This is a genomic window from Prevotella sp. FD3004, assembly GCF_000746155.1.
GTDB lineage: Bacteria > Bacteroidota > Bacteroidia > Bacteroidales > Bacteroidaceae > Prevotella.
Map to the genome: position 1 here is coordinate 262,966 of NZ_JQKR01000011.1, position 22,512 is coordinate 285,477.

The 22,512-nt window shown below is 52.1% G+C and carries 17 protein-coding genes; 11 read left to right on the forward strand and 6 right to left on the reverse strand.

Annotation, left to right across the window (positions count from 1 at the left end; genetic code table 11):
• Positions 1 to 4,575, reverse strand: coding sequence for a translocation/assembly module TamB domain-containing protein (locus T325_RS03420; protein WP_036910417.1), 4,575 nt, complete (start codon positions 4,573 to 4,575; stop codon positions 1 to 3).
• 255 nt (positions 4,576 to 4,830) lie between these two features.
• On the opposite strand from T325_RS03420, the gene T325_RS03425 reads away from it, so the two are divergent.
• Positions 4,831 to 5,391: a DUF4738 domain-containing protein gene (locus T325_RS03425; protein WP_081911026.1), complete on the forward strand. Its 561-nt coding sequence runs from the start codon at positions 4,831 to 4,833 to the stop codon at positions 5,389 to 5,391.
• Here T325_RS03425 and T325_RS03430 read toward each other — a convergent pair.
• The 4 genes from T325_RS03430 to lysS form a co-directional block, all read right to left on the reverse strand.
• Positions 5,388 to 6,110, reverse strand: coding sequence for an HAD family hydrolase (locus T325_RS03430; protein ID WP_036910421.1), 723 nt, complete (start codon positions 6,108 to 6,110; stop codon positions 5,388 to 5,390). The two genes, T325_RS03425 and T325_RS03430, sit on opposite strands and share 4 nt — an antisense overlap.
• A 2-nt stretch (positions 6,111 to 6,112) precedes the next feature.
• On the reverse strand, positions 6,113 to 7,468 hold the full coding sequence (locus T325_RS03435) for a glucose-6-phosphate isomerase (RefSeq protein WP_036910423.1): 1,356 nt from the start codon (positions 7,466 to 7,468) through the stop codon (positions 6,113 to 6,115).
• A 20-nt stretch (positions 7,469 to 7,488) separates the two neighbouring features.
• Positions 7,489 to 8,484, reverse strand: a complete 996-nt coding sequence (locus tag T325_RS03440; protein WP_036910425.1) for an NAD(P)H-dependent glycerol-3-phosphate dehydrogenase — start codon at positions 8,482 to 8,484, stop codon at positions 7,489 to 7,491.
• Between the two features lie 142 nt (positions 8,485 to 8,626).
• A complete protein-coding gene (gene lysS / locus T325_RS03445) occupies positions 8,627 to 10,414 on the reverse strand; it encodes a lysine--tRNA ligase (protein ID WP_036910427.1) in 1,788 nt (595 codons plus the stop codon).
• 191 nt (positions 10,415 to 10,605) lie between these two features.
• Here lysS and T325_RS03450 point away from each other — a divergent pair, with 191 nt between their 5' ends.
• The 9 genes from T325_RS03450 to T325_RS03490 are packed head-to-tail and all read left to right on the forward strand — an operon-like array spanning position 10,606 to position 19,703.
• Entirely contained in the window at positions 10,606 to 11,610 is a 1,005-nt protein-coding gene (locus T325_RS03450; protein WP_051949680.1) for an ROK family protein, read from the forward strand.
• A 21-nt stretch (positions 11,611 to 11,631) separates the two neighbouring features.
• Entirely contained in the window at positions 11,632 to 12,612 is a 981-nt protein-coding gene (locus T325_RS03455; RefSeq protein ID WP_036910429.1) for an ROK family protein, read from the forward strand.
• A 26-nt stretch (positions 12,613 to 12,638) separates the two neighbouring features.
• Positions 12,639 to 13,055, forward strand: coding sequence for a PaaI family thioesterase (locus T325_RS03460; protein WP_036910430.1), 417 nt, complete (start codon positions 12,639 to 12,641; stop codon positions 13,053 to 13,055).
• Positions 13,052 to 14,107 (forward strand): isochorismate synthase, encoded by a 1,056-nt coding sequence (locus T325_RS03465; RefSeq protein ID WP_036910432.1) that lies wholly within the window; start codon positions 13,052 to 13,054, stop codon positions 14,105 to 14,107. The genes T325_RS03460 and T325_RS03465 overlap by 4 nt, the downstream gene beginning before the upstream one ends.
• A gap of 9 nt (positions 14,108 to 14,116) precedes the next feature.
• Complete coding sequence (gene menD / locus T325_RS03470) at positions 14,117 to 15,661, forward strand: 2-succinyl-5-enolpyruvyl-6-hydroxy-3-cyclohexene-1-carboxylate synthase (protein WP_036910433.1); 1,545 nt, start codon at positions 14,117 to 14,119, stop codon at positions 15,659 to 15,661.
• Positions 15,661 to 16,512, forward strand: coding sequence for a 1,4-dihydroxy-2-naphthoyl-CoA synthase (gene menB / locus T325_RS03475; protein ID WP_036910435.1), 852 nt, complete (start codon positions 15,661 to 15,663; stop codon positions 16,510 to 16,512). The genes menD and menB overlap by 1 nt, the downstream gene beginning before the upstream one ends.
• Positions 16,509 to 17,525 (forward strand): o-succinylbenzoate synthase, encoded by a 1,017-nt coding sequence (menC, locus tag T325_RS03480; RefSeq protein WP_036910437.1) that lies wholly within the window; start codon positions 16,509 to 16,511, stop codon positions 17,523 to 17,525. Before menB ends, menC begins: the two co-directional genes overlap by 4 nt.
• Positions 17,522 to 18,490 carry an AMP-binding protein gene (locus T325_RS03485; protein WP_036910438.1) on the forward strand — a complete coding sequence of 323 codons (969 nt, stop codon included), beginning with the start codon at positions 17,522 to 17,524 and terminating at the stop codon, positions 18,488 to 18,490. The genes menC and T325_RS03485 overlap by 4 nt, the downstream gene beginning before the upstream one ends.
• Positions 18,491 to 18,524: 34 nt before the next feature.
• A complete protein-coding gene (locus tag T325_RS03490) occupies positions 18,525 to 19,703 on the forward strand; it encodes a hypothetical protein (protein WP_036910439.1) in 1,179 nt (392 codons plus the stop codon).
• Between the two features lie 132 nt (positions 19,704 to 19,835).
• Here T325_RS03490 and aroB read toward each other — a convergent pair whose 3' ends face one another.
• On the reverse strand, positions 19,836 to 20,885 hold the full coding sequence (aroB, locus tag T325_RS03495) for a 3-dehydroquinate synthase (protein ID WP_036910440.1): 1,050 nt from the start codon (positions 20,883 to 20,885) through the stop codon (positions 19,836 to 19,838).
• 154 nt (positions 20,886 to 21,039) lie between these two features.
• Between aroB and T325_RS03500 the strand changes: the two genes are divergently transcribed.
• The coding region (locus T325_RS03500; RefSeq protein ID WP_036910474.1) for a carboxypeptidase-like regulatory domain-containing protein at positions 21,040 to 22,512 on the forward strand (1,473 nt) is incomplete at its 3' end.

The window sequence follows — 22,512 nt, forward strand, 5'->3', positions numbered from 1 at the left end:
TTACTTTTCCACCTTTACACTGTCAGTCGTTGTTTGTCGCATAGGGATCGGTAGGGGCGTCTGCTTCTTCGGGCGGAAGAGGTCGCGGAGACTGTCGAGTTTCCTGCGCCATACGAAACCTGCGCCGTATTCGCTGGTGTAGCCTTCAAGCCAGTCGTATACGTTCTGCTTGTAGAACAGTTTCAGGTTCTGTGTTCCTTCCTGGTTCAGACGGTATTCCATCATCACGTTGTCGAAGAACGACTGTTTCTGTCCCGTCTGCTCATTGCTGCCCGTGGCCAGCAGACCGCCGATCTGTATCTTCAGACGGTTGTCGAGGAATCGCTTGGAGAACTGGAACGAATAGTCGGTAGTCTCCTGTCCCGAGCTTGTCACGGAGTTCTCCACGCCGAAGCTGATGTCGATGGTCTTCAGGGCCGAGCCCGCAATACTGTTGATCTCGCTCTGCAGGAAGGCACTCAGGGCCGAGTTCATCGAGAAGTTGCCCGATGTGCCGCCGTTCAGATACATGCCCGTGGTAAGCATGGCCACGGCAATCTTGCCCCGTTCCTCTACCGACATGGCGCTCAGCTCGCTGTTGATGAGGTTATCCTCAGGTGCCGAGATGATGAACTGCAGCCCCATGTCGTTGAGCGTCTTGGTAATCTCAACGCCGCAGTCGAAGGCCACGCTTCTGGTGGCTCCCGTCTCGTCGTTCACGGTAGCCTTCGTGTGTTCTGTCGCCGTAATGTTCAGCTTCGGGTTCATGGGGTCGCCGGTAAACTCAACGTAGCTGCCGTCCTTCACGGTGAAGGTCTTCAGCGGAATCACGGGCAGTGAGTATTTCATCTCACCGCTGGCCAGCGTGTAGCGACCGGTGAGGTTGATGCCTTCAGCATGATATCTCATGCGCAGGTCGCCGCCACCCGTCAGGTCCACGTAGTTGGTCTGGTCGATGTTCAGGTTACAGATGATATGGGCGCCATGTGCCACGTTGATGTTCAGGTCGATGTCCAGTCCCGATGGGGTAGGACGGTTGACGACGGTCTGTGTGGAGTCGTTGAAGTCGGTAAACTTCACCAGCTCGTCGAGTCTGTTGTCCTGCGAAAGGGGCGAGTCGAGTAGCAGATAGGTCAGGTCCGTCGAGCCGAGCACATCGAGTCGTCCTCTCATCTTCAGCTCCTCGAGCGGGCCCTGCATACGCGCCATGAAGTTGACGAAGGCCTTGCCCCAGGCTATCGATTTGGGCTCCTGTCGGGCATTGATCAGTAACAGGTTGCGTGCCCTCATTCTCAGGTCGGTGGTGATGTGGTCGGGATGACTGAAGTCAACCTCGCCCATCAGGTTCAGCGGCTCGTCGTTGTAGGCATAGAGTCCGAAGTTCTCGATCAGCAGTTTCGAGTCAGTGATACGTATCGGGTCGTTGTCCATGCGCATCTTCACGCCGTAGGGGATACTCACCAGATAAGCCGAGTCCACATATACTTCGCCGTCGATGTCGTTATTCGAGAGCGAGCCTCTGATGTTGAGGCTTCCTTCGGCGTAGCCCTCAAAACCGATGATCTGGTCGGGAATGAAACCGTTGGCCAGCGACAGCGGGAAGCGTGTCATGTCGAGTCGGGCGTCGATATACCCCTCTCCCTCGCTCTGGTAGGTGCCGCTGAACAGGCCGAACTCTTCGTCGTCGAGCATCAGTCGGGCTTCTACGGCATGGATGTCGGCCGACGGGTGCTCACTGTCGCCTTCTTTTATCAGATAAACCAGTTCGGTGCTGATATTGCCGATGGGCGAGCCCTCGTATGTCATCTGTCTCACGGCCATGTCTGATGCCACGGAGATGCGCTCCTGCTGGTCCAGGAGGATATGATAGTCGCCGTCCAGCAGTCCGGTGATGCGGGGCAGGTAGGGGATGACCGAAGTCACCTCGCCCAGGTCGAGCTGGTGGATGCTCAGCGTCAGGTCCTGTAGCATGGTTGAGTCCTGGTTCTCGGTATAGAGCTTGATGCCCGTCCTGTCGTCGGAAATCAGGTCGACCTTGGCCTGTATCTTCTTGTCGTTTCCTAGGAATATGTAATTATCCTTGTTCAGGTTGAACTCCTTGTATCCCAGCGTCGGACGGTCGGGCATGAGCTTAAAGCGTATGCCGCCGTTCTCCATCTCTGCCGTAGCCCCCAGTCTCACGCCCAGCTTGTCCTTGTCGTCGTAATAGCGCACCCCTGCCAAGGCGCCGTGTTCATGTATATGACCGTCGATGAGGGCGTTGAACACGAACTGCGGGTTCCGCTTGTTGTTGCGTATCTGTCCCTGATAGCTCAGCCGGTCGCCCTTCTGTGTCAGGTTCAGCCGTATGGTGTCTATGCGTGTGCTGTCGTAGTTGAGCGAATAGAGGTGACTGGTGCCGTTGATACCTGTGAGCGGCGAGGTGTCCACGTCGAGCAGCAGCTCCTTGAAGTCGATGTTCCAACTGCTCTTCAGCAGGTTGGCCACGGGATTGTCGCGCTTGCTCTCCAGGTGCAGTCTCATGGTGGGTAGCAGCCGTTTGATGGCAGGCTGGTCGATCACCTTGTTTTCAAACTGCGCCATGGCCGAGTCGCCGAGGGTTGTCAGTTGTCGCAGCAGCCGCTCATAGTCGCCGCTGGCGTCGAGCTTCACGATCAGGTCGCCGCTCTGTGCTCTGACGTAAGTCGTGTCGGGCCGTGTGTTGATGAGCAGTCCCACCTTCTCGGGGTGATAGGTGTCCTTGTCATCCTGGAAATACAGATCGGTAAAGAGACCGCTCACATGGTGGGTCAGTCTCATGTCCGAGCTGATGTCCATGTCGCCGCAGAGACCGATGGTCAGCGGCTTGTCCATGATTCGCATCCTGTACAGGTCGGCTCTTGCCAGGTCGGCGCTGATGGTGGCCTCGATCTTCTTGCTGTTCAGCAGCGCGTCGATGCCTATCGTTCCGCAGAACAGCTCGTTGTCGCCTGTCAGCTCCGCCTGTCCGCGCCCGTTCTGCAGATTGGCGGTGGCACTCATGTTCCTGAGGTTCCAGCTGCCGTAGCGCAGCTGATGGAGTCTGGCACGTGCAGTCAGTCGGCTCTTGCCCGAGAGGAAGTCGGTGCCGTATCCCTTGGCCTTGACATCGGCAGTGATGGTGTAGATAGAGTCTTTTGGCATGAAGTGGTGCAGGTTCAGCCCGTTCACCTTGATGTCGGCATCATAGGTCATGCCGTTAGGAACCATGTCGCCCTTGGCATTGCGTGGGATGGCGGCATCGCCTTTCAGCCTGACGGTGCCGTTACCGTCGCGCATGGTCAGGTCGGCACCGTATGTCGTACCGTCGGCCTTGATGCTGCCGTCGAGCGTCAGTCCATAGGGTATGCGGTAGTTTCTCTGTAGTTTCGGGTCGACGAGGGCCGTGACGAAGTTCAGGTCTTCGGCCTTAGCCTTGAGTCTGATGTCGGCTTTGAGGTTCTTCGGGTCGGCAATGTTCTCTGCACTGCCGTCGGCTGTCAGTTGCAGGGCTGTGGGCAGACAGATGTTCAGTCCGGTGAACTCCATCTGCTTCATGTTGCCGTTGATAGAGCCCTTGATGCTCAGCGGGCGGTCGGGAAAGCGCTCCGTGAACTTCCGAGGCATCTCACCCATGAATTGAAGCAGGTCTTGCTTGCCAACCTGTGCGTTCAGTCGCATCTTCATCAGTCCTGGGTGCTGCTCGTCGAAGGCGTTGAAGTCCATCGCCAGCTCTCCCTCAATGTCAGAGTCAGGTGTTTTCAGAATCAGGTTGGGCAGGCTTACGCTGGTAGAGTCGATCTTCACGCCGCCTTTCAGACGGGTAATCTTCTGTGCCCAACTGTTATTATAGGTAATAGAACCGTTTTGCCAGTCGATATCGCCCACCTGATAGGTCTTCTGTGCGATGTCGATGCTCACGTCCCTTGCCACGGCCTCACCGAAGTGGGTGGCCATGTGGAGAGAGTCGTCGGGCATGTTGATGGTGAGTCTGGTATTACTCAGCGAGATACTGTCGGCCCTGATCACCCATTTGGCTGTCGAGGCGGTGGTGTCTACGGCAGCCGTGTCTGTCAGGTTGATGTCCAGCCATCCGTCTCTCATCCTCGCACCGTTCACCATGGCCGTCTCCTTTTTCAGGTCGATACCCTTCGAACTCAGCCAGAGCTCCTGCATCTCACCTTTGATGCGCAGGTCGCTGATGAAGCCGTTGGTGTTGATCTTGGCCTGTTGCAGTGACAGCTCATCGATGATCACCTGATGGCGGAACAGGGGGCGCAGCTTCACGTCGACCACCAGCTTTCTGATGTCGGCAATCGTGTCTTTTACGTCAGGAAGAGAGTCGCTGCCTGACGAGCCGGACGGCAAAGCCGGGCGCGTATGCAGGGCGCGGAGGCCCTCGATACCTAAGTCAAGCGGGAACTCCAGGTTAACATGCTCTATCGTGATCTCCATGCCCGTCTTCTCCGAGGCGATGGCAGCCACTTTCTTCACCGCCCAGTTCTGAACGGGTGGCAGGTAAAGCAACACGGCGAGTATGATAAACAGCAGGACGGGCGTCATCACCGCAATCCCGATCCACTTGAGTATTCTTTTCATCGTCAAAATATAATGACGGTGCAAATTTACAACAATTCTCCGAAACCCCGTCAAAATATTAATTAAAGTTTTGGTTAAATGTCTTTTTTTATATGTGTTCTGTGCATGGAAAGATTTTTGGGTTGTTCAAATCATTTACAAGTAATTAACAGAATATAACGGTTCTTGTTTTTTGATTAAGCCGTTCCGCGCTTTTTTTGCCACTTTGCTTGCACGGATGGAAATAAATGTATACCTTTGCCACAAATATATTGTATGATGGGAAATTACAGAGTATTGATATTCGTGGCGCTGGCGGGGCTTGTGACGGCTGGCTGCAGCGAGAAGAAAAAGACAGAGGACATCATCGTGCCCAAGGAGGAGGTGAAGGCGCCTAAGGGGCCCGTACGTATGCAGGACTACAAACAGACCAAGGATATACAGTGGCTCGGCAAGAACTACCAGGTGGAGATACTGAGAACGGCCGACGACAGCCTGCAGATGGTGAAGGATGAGGACGGACAGAAGTTCGTTGACAACCGCATCTCACTGCGTGTGCTGCGCAGCGACGGCAGCGTGTTCTACCAGGGTGGTTTTACCAAGGCTGCCTTCGAGAACTGTCTGGACAACGACTACCGCAAGACGGGTATCGTAGAGGGATTCGTGTTCGACAAGGTGGATGGCGGCCATCTGGTGTTTGCCGCCAGTGTATGTCATCCGCAGACGGATGAGTATATCCCGCTGGTGGTGACGCTCAGCTCTACCGGTGAGGTGGGCATCAGACGGGATTCTGATCTCGACACCTTCGGCAACGAGGAGGAAGACAACGACGACTAAAACGAGAAACCTTTCCAGGCATCGCTGAATTCAGTCATGCTTGGAAAAAGAAGATGGGCTCCTGCCTGCAGCAATTGCTCGTTGGGCAGGGGTCCGGTGTTTACACCAACAGTGAAGATGCGGGCTGCCACGCCGGCACGGACGCCAAGCGGCGCATTCTCGACGACGATGGCCTCCCAAGGCTTGAGACCGCCAGCCTTCTCAAGACCGACAAGATAGGGGTCGGGATTGGGCTTGCCACGGCTGACGTCGTAGGCTGTGGTGATATGAGCCTCGTCGACATACCGGCCGAAGTCGCGCAGGATGCGCTGGATGAGCGGCCGCTGACCACTGCCTGTCACCACGCCGCACTGGATGCCACAGGCGTCGATCTGAGCCATCAGACTGAGGATGCCCGGCATGATGGGGGCTTCGGGAAGGGAATGGAAAGTCTCGGACTTCACATCGTACATGCGCTGAGCCTCTGCCTCGTCAATCTCACGATGCTGCTGCAGGCGGACCATCATGCGGATGGTGTCGACACCGCGGGCGCCTTCTGTGGCATAGGCGTCTTCAGACGTCATGTGGATGTGGAAACGTGCCATCGACTCCTGCCAGGCAATGGCGTGATTGGGCATGGAGTCGTAGAGCACACCATCCATATCAAAGAGCACGGCTTTGGGGCTTAGGGCCTCAAAACCGTGTTCCTCCAGATATTTTCTAATCGCAAGCGTGTACATGCTTACTTCTCGTTTGCCAGACGCTCCTTGATGGCCTTGGAATCGGCTTCGTAGCCAGGCTTCTCGAGGAGGGCAAACATATTCTTCTTATAGGCTTCCACACCTGGCTGGTTGAACGGATTAACACCCAGCACATTGCCGCTGATGCCACAGGCAATCTCGAAGAAGTAGATGAGCTGGCCGAGGTAGCGCTCGTTGAGGCGCGGCATGGTGATGCGGATGTTAGGAACACCGCCGTCGACGTGGGCCAGACGTGTGCCCAGTTCGGCCATCTTGTTCACCTCGTCGACGCGCTTGCCTGCGAGGAAGTTCAGACCGTCGAGGTTCTCCTCGTCGTTGGGGAAGAGCAGCTTCTTCTCGGGCTCCTCGACACTGACAACAGTCTCGAAGATGGTGCGCTCGCCGTCCTGGATCCACTGACCCATAGAGTGGAGGTCGGTGGTGAAGTCGACAGAGGCGGGGAAGATGCCCTTGTTATCCTTACCCTCAGACTCGCCGTAGAGCTGCTTCCACCATTCGCTCATGAAGTGGAGCTTAGGCTGGTAATTGACCAGGATCTCAATCTTCTTGCCACTCTGGTAGAGACCGTTGCGGACGGCAGCATACTGAGCTGCGGGGTTCTCTGCGAAAGGTACGTCCTTGCCACAGGCCTTCTCCATGTCCTGAGCACCGGCAACGAGCTCGCGGATGTCGAAACCTGCGCAGGCGATAGGAAGCAGTCCTACCGGGGTGAGCACAGAGAAACGGCCACCTACGTTGTCGGGAATGATGAAGCTCTTGTAACCCTCCTTGTCGGCACAAGTGCGGGCAGCGCCGCGCTTGGCGTCGGTGATGGCTACAATCACTTTCCTGGCCTCTTCCTTGCCGCGCTGGGCCTCGCACTGCTTCTTCAGCAGGCGGAAGGTGAGGGCGGTCTCGGTGGTTGTACCACTCTTGGAGATATTGATAACACCAAACTTCTTGTCCTTCAGGTAGTCGGTCAGCTCAGCAAGGTAGTCCTCGCCGATGTTGTTGCCTGCGAACATGATGGTCGGATTGGCCTTATCCTGAACGAGCCAGGCAAAAGAATTGCCCAGAGCCTCGATCACGGCACGTGCGCCAAGATAAGAACCACCGATACCTGCTACAACCACAACCTCACAGTTCTGGCGAAGTACGTCGGCGCATGCCTGCAGCTCGTCGAGGAACTGAGGTGTGATGCTTGACGGCAGGTGGAGCCAGCCAAGGAAATCGTTACCAGGACAAGTGCCGTCCTCGAGTGACTGCTGGGCGGCCTTTACTTTGGGCTCGAAAGCCTCTACTGCGCCAGCCTCAAGGAAGCAGGCAGCCTTGGTGATGTCTAATTTGATGTTGCTCATAATCGTTGTTTTGTTATACTTTATCTAAATGAATCTGTTAGGAGTTTTATCTCAATCTGTGGAGCGATACGCTCATATAGGATATTATATACGGCATCGAGAATCGGCATGTTGACATGACAGTGACGGTTGATCTCCTTCATACACTTGGTGCCGAAATAACCTTCGGCAATCATCTCCATCTCTATCTGTGCCGACTTCACGCTGTAGCCCTTGCCAATCATCGTACCGAACGTGCGGTTGCGTGAGAAATTGGAATAACCTGTTACCAGCAGGTCGCCCAGATACACGCTGTCGTAGATGTTACGCTCCTGGGGGTAGACCGCTGTCAGGAAACGGTTCATCTCCTGGACGGCGTTGGCCATGAGTACCGCCTGGAAATTGTCGCCATATTTCAAACCGCTACAGATGCCCGCGGCGATGGCATAGACGTTCTTCAGGACAGAGGCGTACTCGATGCCCACCACGTCGGAAGAGGTCTTTGTCTTGATATACTCGCTTGAGAGTACATCGCAGAAGGCCTGGGCCTTGTCGCGGTCGGCACAACCTACGGTAAGGTAGGATAAACGTTCAAGTGCCACCTCCTCGGCATGCGAAGGACCGCCGATGCAGGCCAGATTCTCGTAAGGTACGTCGTAAACCTGATGGAAGTACTCCGAACATACGAGGTTCTCATCTGGCACAATGCCCTTGATGGCCGTGAGGATAAACTTATCGCGGATGCGCGACTTGAGTTTCTTCAGATGGCTCTTCAGGTAGGGCGAAGGTGTTACGAACACAAGCGTGTCGTACTGGGAAACGATACGATTCAGGTCGCTGTCGAAGTGAATCTCGTCGGTGTTAAAATGAACGCTTGTCAGATAGGCGGGGTTATGTCCCAGACGACGGAAATCCTCGATGCGGTCGTCACGGCGCATATACCAGCCAATGTGGTGGGTGTGTCCTACCACAATCTTGGCTATGGCTGTTGCCCAGCTGCCTCCACCAATAATCGCTATCTTACCACAATCGTACATAAGCAATATATTTCAGGCACGGATGAACACGGCTCTTATTTTATGAAACACTGCTTTTTGCGTATCCAGCTGCATCTTTATCTATAAAGCTGTGTTCGCTCGGCTTTGCCGCTTGGCTTGTCCAGGAATCCGTGCCAAATCTTTATACGTTGGCTTTCTCTATCCAATGCTGGACTTCGTCGACAGAGGGCTTCTGCATGTCGAGCTTGTACTTCTTGACAATGTCGCCGATCTTCTGCTGCAGGCCCTGAGGCTTCTCGTCCTTGATGTTTGAGATCAGGTTGAAACCAGCCTTGCGGAGTACGGGTACCCACTCTTCTGTGACACCAATCTCTGCCCATTCGGCGGGACTGCTCTGTGGCATCTTCTTCTCGGGCTTCATCTGGGGGAACAGCATCACCTCGCCAATGGCGAACTTACCAGTGAGCAGCATCACCAGACGATCGATACCGATACCGATACCAAATGTAGGAGGCATACCATATTGTAATGCGCGCAGGAAGTCGTGATCGATAATCATGGCCTCGTCGTCGCCCTTGTCAGCGAGCTTCATCTGCTCGATGAAACGCTCCTCCTGATCGATAGGATCGTTGAGCTCAGAATAGGCGTTGGCCAGCTCCTTACCGTTAACCATCAGCTCGAAACGCTCAGTAAGTCCGGGCTTAGAGCGGTGCATCTTGGTAAGAGGACTCATCTCAACGGGATAGTCGGTAATGAAGGTGGGCTGGATGAAGGTTCCCTCACAGAACTCGCCAAAGAGCTCGTCGATCAGTTTACCCTTACCCATGGTCTCATCTACATCCATACCCTTAGAGAGGCAGAACGCACGAATCTCGTCTTCGCTCTTGCCGTCGCAGTCGAAACCGGTCTTCTCCTTGATAGCATCGAGGATAGGCAGACGGCGGAAAGGCGCGCGGAACGAGATGACCTTTCCGTCGATCTCAACCTCGGGTTTGCCGTTTACGGCTGTGCAGATCTGCTCCAGCATCTTCTCTGTGAAGGTCATACCCCACAGCAGGTCCTTATAGCTCACATAGAGCTCCATGCAGGTGAACTCGGGGTTGTGGGTCTTGTCCATACCCTCGTTGCGGAAGTTCTTGCCCATCTCATACACACCCTCAAAGCCCCCCACGATAAGGCGCTTCAGGTAGAGCTCTGTGGCAATACGCATGTACATATCCTGATTCAGAGCGTTGAAATGGGTAATGAACGGACGGGCAGATGCACCACCGGCGATGTTCTGCAGGATAGGGGTGTCAACCTCTGTATAGCCTGCATCGTCGAGAATGCGGCGCATGGTGCGGATGATGGTGGCACGCTTGAGGAAGGTGTCTTTCACACCCGCGTTCACCACCAGGTCGACGTAGCGCTGGCGATAGCGCAGCTCAGGATCGTCGAATGCGTCATAGACCTTGCCGTCGGCATCGGTCTTTACCACGGGTAGTGGCTTCAAGCTCTTGCTCAACACGGTCAGCTCCATCACGTGAACGCTGATCTCGCCTGTCTTTGTGCGGAAGACATAACCTTTCACGCCAATGAAGTCGCCCAGGTCGAGGAGCTTCTTGAAGACAATGTTATAGAGGTCTTTGTTTTCGCCGGGACAGATGGAGTCACGCTGTACGTACACCTGAATACGGCCTTTGGAGTCCTGCAACTTGGCGAAGGCGGCCTTACCCATGACGCTCTTGCTCATGATTCGTCCGGCAATGCTCACTAAACGGCTGTTCTCTGGTGTGGCCGTCTCACGCACATCGTTGCCTTCCTCGTCTTTTCCAATGACGGGCAGGTCCTCGAAGTTCTCAATAATATCTGTGCTCCATGCATTTACGGGAAACTCTGCTGCAGGATAGGGGTTAATACCCATGTTGCGCAGCTCCTGCAGGCTCTGGCGCCTGCCGATTTCTTGTTCGCTTAACTCTAGAATGTTCATCTCAAATATTCGAATATCTTACTTTTGTGGCTGCAAAGTTACGAATTTATCCCGAAAAAAGCAAGGATAGGGTAAATATTTGCAAAAAATAACTCAAAGATTTGTATGGTTTGGAAAAAAAAATTATATTTGCAACGTAAAACCGTCAGCAGAAAGAGTCATAGACAGCAAATATTCTAAAAACAATCAACATGGATAATAACCCACTGGTAGATACCGTAGACAAAATCAAGACCCGCGTTGTGGGCGTAGATATCCGCCTTGAGAGAACAACCTTTGCCGTAGTTGACATCAGGGGGGATATCGTAGCACAAGATTATTTCGATACGAGAGATTATGGTGACATCAATGACTTCGCGACAGTGCTGTGTGAGAAGATTATCATGCTTGTCGAGGAGAACGGTGGCATTGAGACTGTCCGCTCCGTGGGTGTCAGTGCGCCCAGTGCCAGCGCGATTTCCAATTGTATAGAAAATGCAGCCAATCTGCCATGGAAGGGCGTTATCCCCTTGGGAGCCATGTTGCGCGACAGGTTGGGACTGGCAGTCGCTGTGGCCAACGATGCGCATATCACAGCTTTGAGCGAGAAGTCGTATGGCAGTGCTCACGGCATGAAAGACTTCGTAATCGTATCTCTCAGTCATGGCGGTCTTGGCAGTTGCTTCTATTCCAATGGTCAGCCTCATCTGGGCTGTGATGGTTTCGCTGGCGAGGTGGGACATACCTGTGTGGTCCTGAATGGTCGTCAGTGTGGCTGTGGCAACAAAGGTTGTCTGGAGACTTATTGCTCTAAGGCAGGACTGGTGAGAACGGCTGAAGAGCTTCTCGCCGAGAGCAAGGAACCCTCGCTGCTAAGTGAATTGCCGGATATGAATGTCCTGTCTATCGCTCAGTGCTGCGACAAGGGGGACAAGGTGGCTATTGAGGCTTATCGCTTTACAGGTGATATGCTGGGCTTAGGTCTCGCGAACTATGCCTCGGTGCTGAATCCCGAGGCTATCATCCTTACGGGTGACATGGTACAGGCAGGCAAATGGCTGCTCAAGCCCATGCGCGCTTCGTTTGAAAGACATGTGTTCCGTAACATCAAAAACAAGACACGTATCCTCGTGTCGATATTGAAGGAGGGTGAGCGCGATGTACTGGGTGCCAGTGCCTTGGCGTGGGATGTGAAGGAATATTCATTATTCAAATAAAAACAATACAAACAAAACTTTATGGAGGAATATAATCTTAAAACCAGAGTTGTCGGAGTTGATATCAGTAATGAGCTAACGACTTATGCCATCGTCGATATTCGTGGTAACGTATTGGCGGAAGAGTCGTTCTCAACAGAAGACTATCCTGATGTCAACAACTTCGTGACAGCACTTAGCGACAAGCTCGTGATGCTCGTTGAGAACAATGGCGGCTACGAGACCATCCGTTCTATCGGTGTCAGCTGTCCGAGCGCCAGCTCTGTTTCCGGCTGTATAGAGAATGCTGCCAATCTGCCTTGGAAAGGTATCGTTCCTTTGGCAGTTATGCTTCGCGATAGAATAGGCTTGGCTGTAGGACTTGCAAACGATGCTCATATCTCAGCCCTTGGTGAACATACTTTCGGTAGTGCTCACGGCATGTCGAACTTTGTCGTTATAAGCCTTGGCGTAGGTATCGGCAGTTGTTTCTTCTCTGAAGGCAATGACCACAGAGGTCATCTGGGTTATGCAGGTGAGTTCGGACATACCTGTATTGCTGATCGTGGCCGTGAGTGTGGCTGCGGTCATGAGGGGTGTCTCGAAGCATATGTGGGTGCTGCCGGTATCGTGCGTACGGCACGTGAGATTATGGAAGAGTCGGATAAGCCCTCGCTGATGCGCGATGCGGCACGTCTCACCCCACGTATCATTTGTGAATTCTGCGAGAAGGGCGACGAACTGGCTATAGAGACCTACCGCCGAACGGGTTACTACCTGGGTATTGGCCTTGCTAATTATGCCTCGATAGTCGATCCTGAGGCTATCATCCTCACGGGTGGCATATCGCATGCCGGTAAGTGGTTGCTTAACCCTACCTACGAGTCGTTTGAAGACCATGTGTTCGGTAATCTGAAAGGTAAGGTAAAGATATTGCTGTCGAAGCTCGACGATCGTGAACGCGATGTGCTCGGTGCCAGTGCCCTTGCTTGGAGCGTACCGGAATACTCGCTTTTTAAGTAGTTAAGAATCAGTAATATTGAGAATTAGTGGACGTAGAAAGAATAAACTTTATTATTAAAGAGAAGCCGAATCTGAGTACTGCGCTCGGGATGGAGTTCATCTCCACGCCAGAGAAAGATACTTGTATGGCACGCATGAGGGTTGATGAGCGAAATCGTCAGCCCTTCGGCTTTCTTAGTGGAGGAGCCTCGCTGGCCCTGGCTGAGAATGTGGCAGGTGTCGGTTCATCAGCCCTTTGCCCAGGTTGTGCCTGTGTGGGTATCGAGGTCAGTGGAAGTCATGTCAAGGCTGTGGCCGAAGGAGATACTGTTACGGCTTTCGCACGTATGCTTCATAAAGGAAAAACACTGCATGTGTGGAATGTAGATATCAAAGATACCGCTGGTGACCTGATCTCGAATGTACGCGTCACCAACTATATCATTAAACAGAAGAAAGAATGACAGGACTGGCTATATTTCGTCTGCCTCATGCTTCTGAGGTGACATGTGTCCGTCAGGTGAAAGGCACGCCTGAAGAACTCAGATCGTGCCAGGAACTCAATGGACGTTCAGGTTTTGTCGTGGCTCCTTTTGAGGTGACCCCCTCGCAGCCCATTCTCCTTATTCATCCTGATTATATAGAGACCATGGCTGTGGATGACGTGATGCATATTCCTGATATGCCCTCTTTTGAGGGCTCATCTGTCTGTACCAATGTCTCTGGTTCGCGCGGCACCTATGCCATCGATTTTGCCAACTTCCATTCCCAACTGAGCCTTGGCTTTTTCCAGAAGATCGTCTTAGCCCGTTGTACTGATGTCAAGGTTGACAGGCCTCTTCCGCCTCTGGAACTCTTCCGTCGTGCCTGCATGCGATACCCTCGCATGTTCATTGCGCTCGTATGGACTGAGAAGAGTGGCTGTTGGCTTACGGCTACACCAGAGATATTGCTCGAAGGTGTGGGCAACCATTGGCGTACCATCGCCCTTGCCGGTACCATGCAGCTCGAAGGCGAGCAACTTTCGGGTGAAGGTGAGACGATTACGTGGAGCACGAAGAATATTCAGGAACAGCGGATTGTGGCTACATATATCACAGAGTGTCTCGAACAGTTTACCAGTGACTTTCATGAGGAAGGACCCTGTACAGTTCGTGCCGCTAATCTGGTCCATCTTCGTAGCGACTTCACGTTCTCGTTATCCGATAACGGACATATAGGCGATCTCTTACATGCCTTGCATCCTACGCCTGCTGTCTGTGGACTGCCTAAGCGCGCGGCCCACCACTTTATTATCCATAACGAGTATGCCTCGCGCCGATATTATAGTGGTTTCATGGGAATGCTGGGGACAGAGGAAACCCATCTTTATGTGTCTCTGCGCTGTATGAATATAGAAGGTGGTCTTTACCATCTCTATGCAGGAGGCGGTTTGCTGAAAGACAGTAGCGAGGAAATGGAATGGCAAGAGACTGAGGCCAAGCTCCAGACCATGCGTAAGATTTTAGAAAAATGAATATATTCTATGTATAGTAATAAGGATAACGTCAATATACTCACAACCTTGTTAGTGGCTCATGGCATACGACATGCGGTGGTCTGTCCGGGAAGCCGTAACTCGCCCATCGTGCATAATCTCAACGAATGTCCCGACATCGTGTGTTATCCCGTCACCGATGAGCGCTCTGCAGGTTTTTATGCCTTGGGTATGGCACAGGCATTGAGACAGCCTGTCGTGGTATGTGTCACCAGCGGTACGGCCTTGCTCAATCTCACTCCTGCGGTGGCTGAGGCTTATTACCAGCATGTGCCCCTTGTAGCCATCTCAGCTGACCGTCCTCAGCAGTGGATTGACCAACTTGATGGTCAGACGCTTCCTCAGCCCGATGCCTTAGGACATTTCGTGAAGAAAGCCGTCTCGCTGCCAGAACCAACAGACGAAGAACAGCACTGGTATTGTAATCGCTTAGTTAACGAAGCCTTGTTGGCTTGTGCTAATCAGGGCTGTGGACCTGTACATATCAATGTGCCTATCAGCGAACCCCTGTTCGACTATACTGTCTCGGCTTTACCTCAAGAACGTTGTATCAGAATGACGGCTGCCGATATCACCGCACCCACACTCAGTCATGTGGAACGCATGTTCATGTCGGCTAAGCGTCCTATGCTCATCTGCGGTCAGCCAATGAATCCTGGTTTCGATGAAGCTGTGGCACTTGTGGGAAATGATGATAGTTACGTGCCCGATTTCGTGCTATGCACCGGTGGCTCCATCGTGAGCAAACGCCTGAAGCGTTTCCTGCGCAAGGCTCGTGAGGTGTGGATGGTGAACGAAACAGGTGAGGTGACCGATACGTTTATGAATCTTACGCAGGTGATTCAGGGTGATGGCAAACTGGTAGCCGACCATGTGCAGCATCTGCTCGAAGATCATCCTCATCCGTTTGTCATGATGTGGGATGAACTGCTCAGACGTGTGCGCGCTCATGCAGAAAGCTACGAGCCCGCCTATTCCCAGATGGCTGTTGTGAAAACCTTCGAGTCACGTATAACTGGTGCTGAGGTACACTATGCCAACTCCACTGCCATCCGTCTGGCCAATATCTATGCCCGGCATCCAGTGTGGTGTAATCGTGGCGTAAATGGCATTGAGGGTTCACTTTCTACAACAGCAGGTTTCTCTTGTGTTACTGATGAACAGGTGTTCTGTATCATTGGTGACCTGAGTTTCTTCTATGACCAGAACGCCCTTTGGAATCAGAATCTGCAGGGCAACCTGCGTATTCTGCTGCTCAACAATGGTAAAGGAGGTATCTTTAACATGCTGAAAGGTTTGGAGCAGAGTGGGGCTCGTGACAGGTTTGTCGCCGCAGAACACCATACCTCCGCGGAGGGTATCTGTCTACAGAACAATGTGCGGTATCTGAAGGCGGAGAATATGGGAGAGATGTTGAAGGGTGTCGACACCTTATTGAATATGGAAAGCAGTCGTCCCGTGCTCCTCGAGGTGTTTACTGACGCTAGTGAGGATGAGCGGGTATTCAAGGATTATTATAAAACATTAAGATAATGAGAAACTGGAAAGAAATCAAGAAGTTCGAAGAGATTCTGTTCGAAGAATATAACGGTATTGCTAAGATTACCATTAATCGTCCGCAGTATCGTAATGCCTTTACGCCTAAGACCACCTGGGAGTTGTCGCAGGCTTTCGCTCTATGTCGTGAGATGCAGGACATATCTGTGGTGTTGCTTACTGGTGCGATGTCTGATGTGCCAGAAGGTAAAACGCTTGGCGATGTGAAGCATGCTTTCTGTAGCGGAGGTGATATGCATGTAAAGGGACGTGGTGGCTATGTCGACGAACAGGGTGTGCCCCGTCTCTCTGTGCTCGATGTGCAGATGCAGATCCGTCGCCTGCCCAAACCTGTCATCGCTATGGTGAATGGTTATGCCATTGGTGGAGGTCATGTGCTTCATTTGGTATGTGATCTCACCATCGCCTCTGAGAATGCCATCTTCGGACAGACAGGTCCTAAGGTGGGCTCCTTCGATGCCGGCTTCGGCTCTTCCTATCTGGCTCGTATCGTTGGTCAGAAGAAAGCGCGTGAAATCTGGTTCCTCTGCCGTCAGTATAGTGCAAAGGAGGCCGAGGAAATGGGCATGGTCAATAAGGTGGTGCCCATCGAGCGACTTGAAGACGAGTGTGTAGAGTGGGCAGAGATCATGATGGAACGCTCGCCTTTGGCTCTGCGTATGATCAAGGCAGGTCTCAATGCAGAACTCGACGGTCAGGCAGGTATTCAGGAGTTGGCTGGCGATGCCACCATGCTCTATTATTTCCTTGACGAAGCCCAGGAGGGTGGAAAAGCTTTCCTTGAAAAGCGTAAACCTGATTTCAAGAAATACCCTAAGATGCCATGACCTATGAGATAGAGGAGCGACTGCTCCATTTCAAACAGCCTGCAGGAACGTCGCGTGGCGTTTATCTGACTCGGAAGAGCTGGTTCGTCCATCTGTCGGATGACAATCATGTCGGGGTTGGAGAGTGTGCGCCATTGCCTGACTTGAGTTGTGATGCGATGACCGATGAGGCTTATACGGCTAAACTACATCAGTTTTGTGAGGCTCTCTGTCAGTCTGGCACCATCGACTATGAGGCTATGCGCCCCTATCCCTCTATGCTCTTTGGACTGGAGACTGCTTGGCTTAACCTCCAGCATGGTGACTTGCTTTTCGATACCCCTTTCAGTCGTGGTGAGGTAGGCATCCCTATCAATGGCCTTGTGTGGATGGGAAACTATGATGAGATGCTCCAGCGTATGGAAGAGAAGCTGACCAAGGGATTCCGATGCGTGAAACTTAAAATCGGTGCCATCGATTTCGATCAGGAACTCGACCTCGTCAAGCGTATCCGTGAGCGATTCTCCTTCCACGAGGTTCAGTTACGCCTCGATGCCAATGGCGCCTTTCCTTTTGAAGATGCCCTCTATAAGCTTGAACTGCTCTCGCAGTATGCCATCCATAGTATTGAGCAGCCTATCAAGGCTCAGCAATGGGGCTTCATGGCGCAGCTCTGTCGTGAATCGCCTTTGCCCATCGCCCTTGATGAAGAACTTATCGGTGTCAACGATCCTGAGATGAAGCATCACATGCTCAGCACCATTAAACCTGCTTATATTGTGCTTAAGCCCTCACTTCATGGAGGTATGCAAGGTTGCCGGGAGTGGATTGCCGCAGCCGACGATCTGGGCATTGGCCATTGGATTACCTCTGCCCTTGAGAGCAATGTCGGGCTTAATGCCATTGCCCAGTTTACTTCCGACGTCTATCGTTCAGTTCCTGTGCTCATGCCTCAGGGGCTCGGTACAGGTCAGCTTTTCACCGACAACATCCCTATGTCCCTCGAAATACGTGGTGATCAATTATGGCGATGACATTAGAAGCATTTCTGTCTGAATGGAATGATGCCTCAGAGTTTGTCCATGTGCAGACCAGTGGTAGTACAGGTGCTCCCAAGCCTATGTTGGTTGAGAAGCGCCGCATGTTGGCCTCTGCCCGTATCACGTGCGATTTCCTTGGTCTTCGGTCTGGCGATACGGCTTTATTGTGCATGTCGCTCGATTATATCGCAGGTAAGATGATGGTCGTCCGTTCCATAGAACGTGGTCTGAAACTTATTTCCGTCGAACCCTCAGGTCATCCGCTTAGTAATGTGGAATATGTCGATTTTGCCGCAATGGTACCTATGCAGGTCTACAACTCCCTACAGGTTCCTGAAGAACGTGAACGTCTCATGCGGATCCGTCACCTCATTATCGGTGGTGGCGCCATCGACGATCAGATGGCAGCAGAGTTGCGCACTTTCCCCAATGCGGTGTGGAGTACGTATGGCATGACCGAGACCCTTTCGCATATAGCTCTTCGTCGGATTAGTGGTCCGGACACTTCCGAGTGGTACACGCCGTTCCCCTCTGTACGGGTGACTCATAACGATGAAGGCTGTCTTGTTATCAATGCTCCTGAGGTTTGTGAAGAACCACTTGTTACCAATGATATTGTTGAGTTCTCGTCTGATCATTCAAAATTCCGGATTATCGGGAGAAGAGACAACGTTATCTGTTCTGGTGGTATAAAGATACAGATAGAGGAAGTTGAGCGCCATTTGCGTCCGCATTTGCATGTACCTTATTTATTAACGAAGCGTCACGACCCAAAGTTTGGTGAGGTCGCGGTGTTACTCACCGAGGGATCTGTAGAAGAGGCTCGTGAGGTCTGTCAGCGCATGCTGTCCAAATACCACCAGCCTCGCTATTATCTCCATGTGGCTCGCATTCCTCTCACAGAGACAGGTAAACCTGCCCGTCAAGAAGCTATACGTCTTGCCGAAACAGTTTTGTAACTAAGAATATAAACCTAAAACAAAATATAAAAAGATGAAAAAGATTGTATACATGATTGTTGGCGTGATGGCCTTGCTGGCTTGTCAGAAACAGCAGAGTCATGAGGCCGAGTATGTCGTCCAGGTATCGCTGGGCGGGTGGCATTCGCCAGATTATACGGCAGAACAGGTGATTGGCCGCATCGACACAGTGAGTCAGCTGATACCTGTAAAGAAGGTTATCATCGGTTGGAGTCAGGACAAAGAAATCTACCGTCAGGTGGGTGACTATCTGCACGACAGAGGTATCCGTATGCTGCTGTGGTTGCCTGTGTTTGCTGAGACGGAGGAGGTATGCGAAAACACACCAGCTGTTGACCTGTGGGGACAGGTGCCTACTAATTATGACCTGGCCGCGGGCGAGGGATTCCGTTTCAACTGCCCGTCAGACCCTCAGAATGCTGCTAATGTGGTGGCCGTCTATGACAGTCTGTTCAGTGATTGCGGTTTCGACGGCGTGTTCATCGATCGCATCCGCACTCAGTCGTTTGTCAGTGGGGTTAGTGGCGTGCTTGGTTGCGGTTGTCCGCTATGCGTCGAGCGCTTTGCTGCTGAAGGGGTCGACATTCAAGCGGTGAAAGCTGAATTTGAAACTCAGGGCGATGCTTTCTTCTCTGTCAGTGGTTATACACCGGTCGAAGGCTTCAGCTTTAAGAATCCAGTGGCAGCAGCCTTCTTCAAGGCTAAAGGTCAAGTGGTCAGCTCTTCTGTAGCGGCTATTGCCGACTCTCTCCGTAGCCGTGGTCTCGAAGTGGGTATGGATCTTTATGCTCCTTTCATGGCACCCTTCGTTGGACAGGATTATACCATCCTTGCTGGTCATGCGGATTTCATCAAGCCGATGCTGTATCGCCAGACCTTTGCTCCTGCTGGAATGGGGTTTGAGTACGATCTGCTTCGCAAAGCCCTTCCCGCCGCCACAGGATACCCTGATTTTAAGATGGACGTTGATTTCCTGCATACTCAGCTCAAGGCCATGGAGCCTTATTCCTGCGCTAAGTATCCTGGCATTGAAATCAATTACCGCCCCGTTGTCGCTCCGACTTCGCCCGAATACATCTCCGAGTCCTTGAAGGCTGTGCTGAGCCACGGCTTCGATGGGGCAGTGCTCTCTTGGAATATCATGGAAGCCCCCTTGTCTCATCTGGAACCTTTGAAGCAGAAAGATAGATGAGACCGACAGAATAAGAAAAGCATCCAGACTTGGTAAAAGTGAGATAGGGCTACCCTCGCGGGCGGCCCTATCTGCGATTAGTTAGTAATATGATTAGGTCTATTAAGTTGATTGGTTACTCTTTTTACGTTGTCAGCCCTCGCGATAAAAGTCGAGCGCCTCGTATATCTCTTCTTTCGTAGCTGTCTGGTCGATGCGGATGTCTCCGATACCGCCAAGTAGGGTGAAGTTAATCACGCCAGCCACATTCTTCTTGTCATGTGTCATGAGTTCCAACAAGGTAGGATAGTCATCACAAGTGATAGGCATTTTACCATAGTGTTCCTGTATGAAACGTACCGTCTGATGCATCTTGTCGGTGGGGAAGCCTGTTTTGATAGCGCTGAGATAAAGTTCGCAGATGAGGCCCCAAGCCACAGCATAGCCATGCAGTACGGGTTTTCTTTGTAGTGCCAGCGATTCGAAGGCGTGACCTGCAGTATGTCCGAGGTTCAGTGCCTTGCGGATGCCGCGCTCAGTGGGGTCTTCAGTGACGATGCGCTGTTTCACGGCTACACTGTCGGCTACCATGCGATTCAGCTGCTTAAGGTCGGGATGCTCCACGTCGAAGTTGAGCAGTTCGGCCCACATCGGTTCGTTGGCAATCAGTCCGTGCTTCAGCATCTCTGCATAGCCGGAGAGAATGTTTTCGGTGTCGAGGGTTTTCAGAAATTCAGTGTCGAGAATTACGCAGTTGGCATTGCGGAACACGCCAATTTCGTTTTTCAGTCCCCGGAAGTTAAAGCCCGTCTTTCCGCCAACACTTGCATCGACCATTGATAGTAAGGTCGTCGGAATGTTGATGTAGTTGATGCCTCGCTTGAAGGTAGAGGCGGCGAAGCCTCCCAAGTCTGTCACCATGCCGCCCCCTATATTTATTAATAAGGTGTGACGGGTGGCGCCGTTCTTTCCCAATTCTTCCCACACATGGACTACTGATTCGAGTGTCTTGTGGGTGTCGGTGGCACCAATGGTGATAAGCTGAGCACCCTGAAGGCAGGGCAGGGACTCGACGATAGGCAGACAGCATCGCATTGTTGTCTCGTCTGCAAGAATGAACGTCAGGTCGTGCTCACATTCCGAGATTGCCTCTTGAAGTGTGAGGCCTATCTGTTCTGATATGATAACCTTTTGCTGGTTCATTTTAATGGTTGCAGGCAGCCTTTTTTATATATGATTATGGTGCAAAGGTACACAAAAAAATTAAAAACTATCATGAAAAGGCAAAATTTTTTGGAATCTTATTAAACTTTTCTTGTTTTTCTGCGTCAAAGAGGCACAAACTGATAAAAATACAATGAGAAGATTATTACTCTTAATGGCCGTATTAATGGTGGCTCAATTAGTTAGTGCACAGCGCACAGTGACAGGTAAGGTTGTTGAACAGGATACGCAGGAAGCAGTGATTCAAGCCACGGCCGCTATTCTCCAAGGTGAGAAGGTCGTGGCTAATGCCGTGACAAACGCATCAGGTGCTTTTACAATCAAAGCCCCGAAGGAAGGAAGCTACACACTCAAAGTAACCTACGTCGGATTTAAGCCTTATACCAAGAAATTCACCCTGAAGAATGATAAGGACTATCATGCAGGAACCATCACACTGTCTCCTGATGCCATCATGTTGAAGGGCGCCACCGTTACAGCACGTGCTTCGAAGGTGACCCTGAAGGCTGACACCTTTGTATATAATGCCGCAGCATTCCGTACGCCAGAGGGCTCGGTAGTCGAGGAATTGGTAAAGCGACTGCCCGGTGCTGAGGTTAACGATGATGGAAGCATTAAGATTAATGGTAAAGAGGTTAAGAAGATCCTTGTAGACGGAAAGGAGTTTATGACGGGCGACACGAAGACCGCCATGAAGAACCTGCCAACCAATATTATCGATCGCATCAAGGCCTACGACAAGCAGAGCGACCTGGCTCGTGTCTCGGGCATTGAGGACGGCGAAGAGGAGACGGTGCTCGACTTTGGTATCAAAGCGGGAATGAACAGAGGCACGATGATGAACCTAGACGTGGCTGCCGGTACTGAGCATCGCTATTCCGGTCGTATCTTCGGAGGTGTGATGAGAAACGATATGAAGGTGTTCCTGATGACCAATGCAAACAATACAAATGATATGGGATTCCCCGGTGGTGGCGGTGGAGGCCGATTTGGTGGGGGACGCCAAGGCCTCACCGCCAACAAGATGGCCGGTGTGAATTTTAACTATGAGAATACTGGTAAGCTGATATTCGACGGAAGTGTGCGCTGGAACCACAGCGATGGCGATGCGTTCTCTAAGAAGTCATCAGAGACATTCTATAGTGAGACCAAATCCCAGTTCAGCAACAGCATCAGCCAGAATTTCTCACGTTCTAACAACTGGAATGCCCAGATGCGACTGGAGTGGACTCCCGACTCGATGACCAACATCTTGTTCCGTCCCACATTCCGCTATAACACGAACGATGGCAACAACTCGGGCGATGAGGCCACATTTAGTCAAGATCCCTACAACTACGTCGTCAATCCGCTGGATGAACTCCAGACACTGATTGGTAAGGGCATTGCCGTCAACAACCGTATCCAGAAGAGCATTTCGTATAGTGACTCCAAGAACGTGAACGGTATGTTACAGGTGAACCGCCGTCTGAACAACTCGGGCAGGAACATTACCTTGCGTTTGAATGGCGGATGGAGCGACGGCGACAGCAAGTCGGCCAGCGACAGCTACACCAACTACTACCAGTTGGTTAACGCCTTGGGACTGACTGATTCTACCAATATT

What these genes read in the sequence shown, in the direction of transcription:
- T325_RS03465 (WP_036910432.1), top strand. Translation starts at nt 13,052, where the DNA reads ATGACAGGACTGGCTATATTTCGTCTGCCTCATGCTTCTGAGGTGACA.
- menD (WP_036910433.1), top strand. Translation starts at nt 14,117, where the DNA reads ATGTATAGTAATAAGGATAACGTCAATATACTCACAACCTTGTTAGTG.
- T325_RS03450 (WP_051949680.1), top strand. Translation starts at nt 10,606, where the DNA reads ATGGATAATAACCCACTGGTAGATACCGTAGACAAAATCAAGACCCGC.
- T325_RS03455 (WP_036910429.1), top strand. Translation starts at nt 11,632, where the DNA reads ATGGAGGAATATAATCTTAAAACCAGAGTTGTCGGAGTTGATATCAGT.
- T325_RS03435 (WP_036910423.1), bottom strand. Translation starts at nt 7,468, where the DNA reads ATGAGCAACATCAAATTAGACATCACCAAGGCTGCCTGCTTCCTTGAG.
- menB (WP_036910435.1), top strand. Translation starts at nt 15,661, where the DNA reads ATGAGAAACTGGAAAGAAATCAAGAAGTTCGAAGAGATTCTGTTCGAA.
- T325_RS03440 (WP_036910425.1), bottom strand. Translation starts at nt 8,484, where the DNA reads ATGTACGATTGTGGTAAGATAGCGATTATTGGTGGAGGCAGCTGGGCA.
- T325_RS03490 (WP_036910439.1), top strand. Translation starts at nt 18,525, where the DNA reads ATGAAAAAGATTGTATACATGATTGTTGGCGTGATGGCCTTGCTGGCT.
- menC (WP_036910437.1), top strand. Translation starts at nt 16,509, where the DNA reads ATGACCTATGAGATAGAGGAGCGACTGCTCCATTTCAAACAGCCTGCA.
- aroB (WP_036910440.1), bottom strand. Translation starts at nt 20,885, where the DNA reads ATGAACCAGCAAAAGGTTATCATATCAGAACAGATAGGCCTCACACTT.
- T325_RS03425 (WP_081911026.1), top strand. Translation starts at nt 4,831, where the DNA reads ATGATGGGAAATTACAGAGTATTGATATTCGTGGCGCTGGCGGGGCTT.
- T325_RS03420 (WP_036910417.1), bottom strand. Translation starts at nt 4,575, where the DNA reads ATGAAAAGAATACTCAAGTGGATCGGGATTGCGGTGATGACGCCCGTC.
- T325_RS03430 (WP_036910421.1), bottom strand. Translation starts at nt 6,110, where the DNA reads ATGTACACGCTTGCGATTAGAAAATATCTGGAGGAACACGGTTTTGAG.
- lysS (WP_036910427.1), bottom strand. Translation starts at nt 10,414, where the DNA reads ATGAACATTCTAGAGTTAAGCGAACAAGAAATCGGCAGGCGCCAGAGC.
- T325_RS03485 (WP_036910438.1), top strand. Translation starts at nt 17,522, where the DNA reads ATGACATTAGAAGCATTTCTGTCTGAATGGAATGATGCCTCAGAGTTT.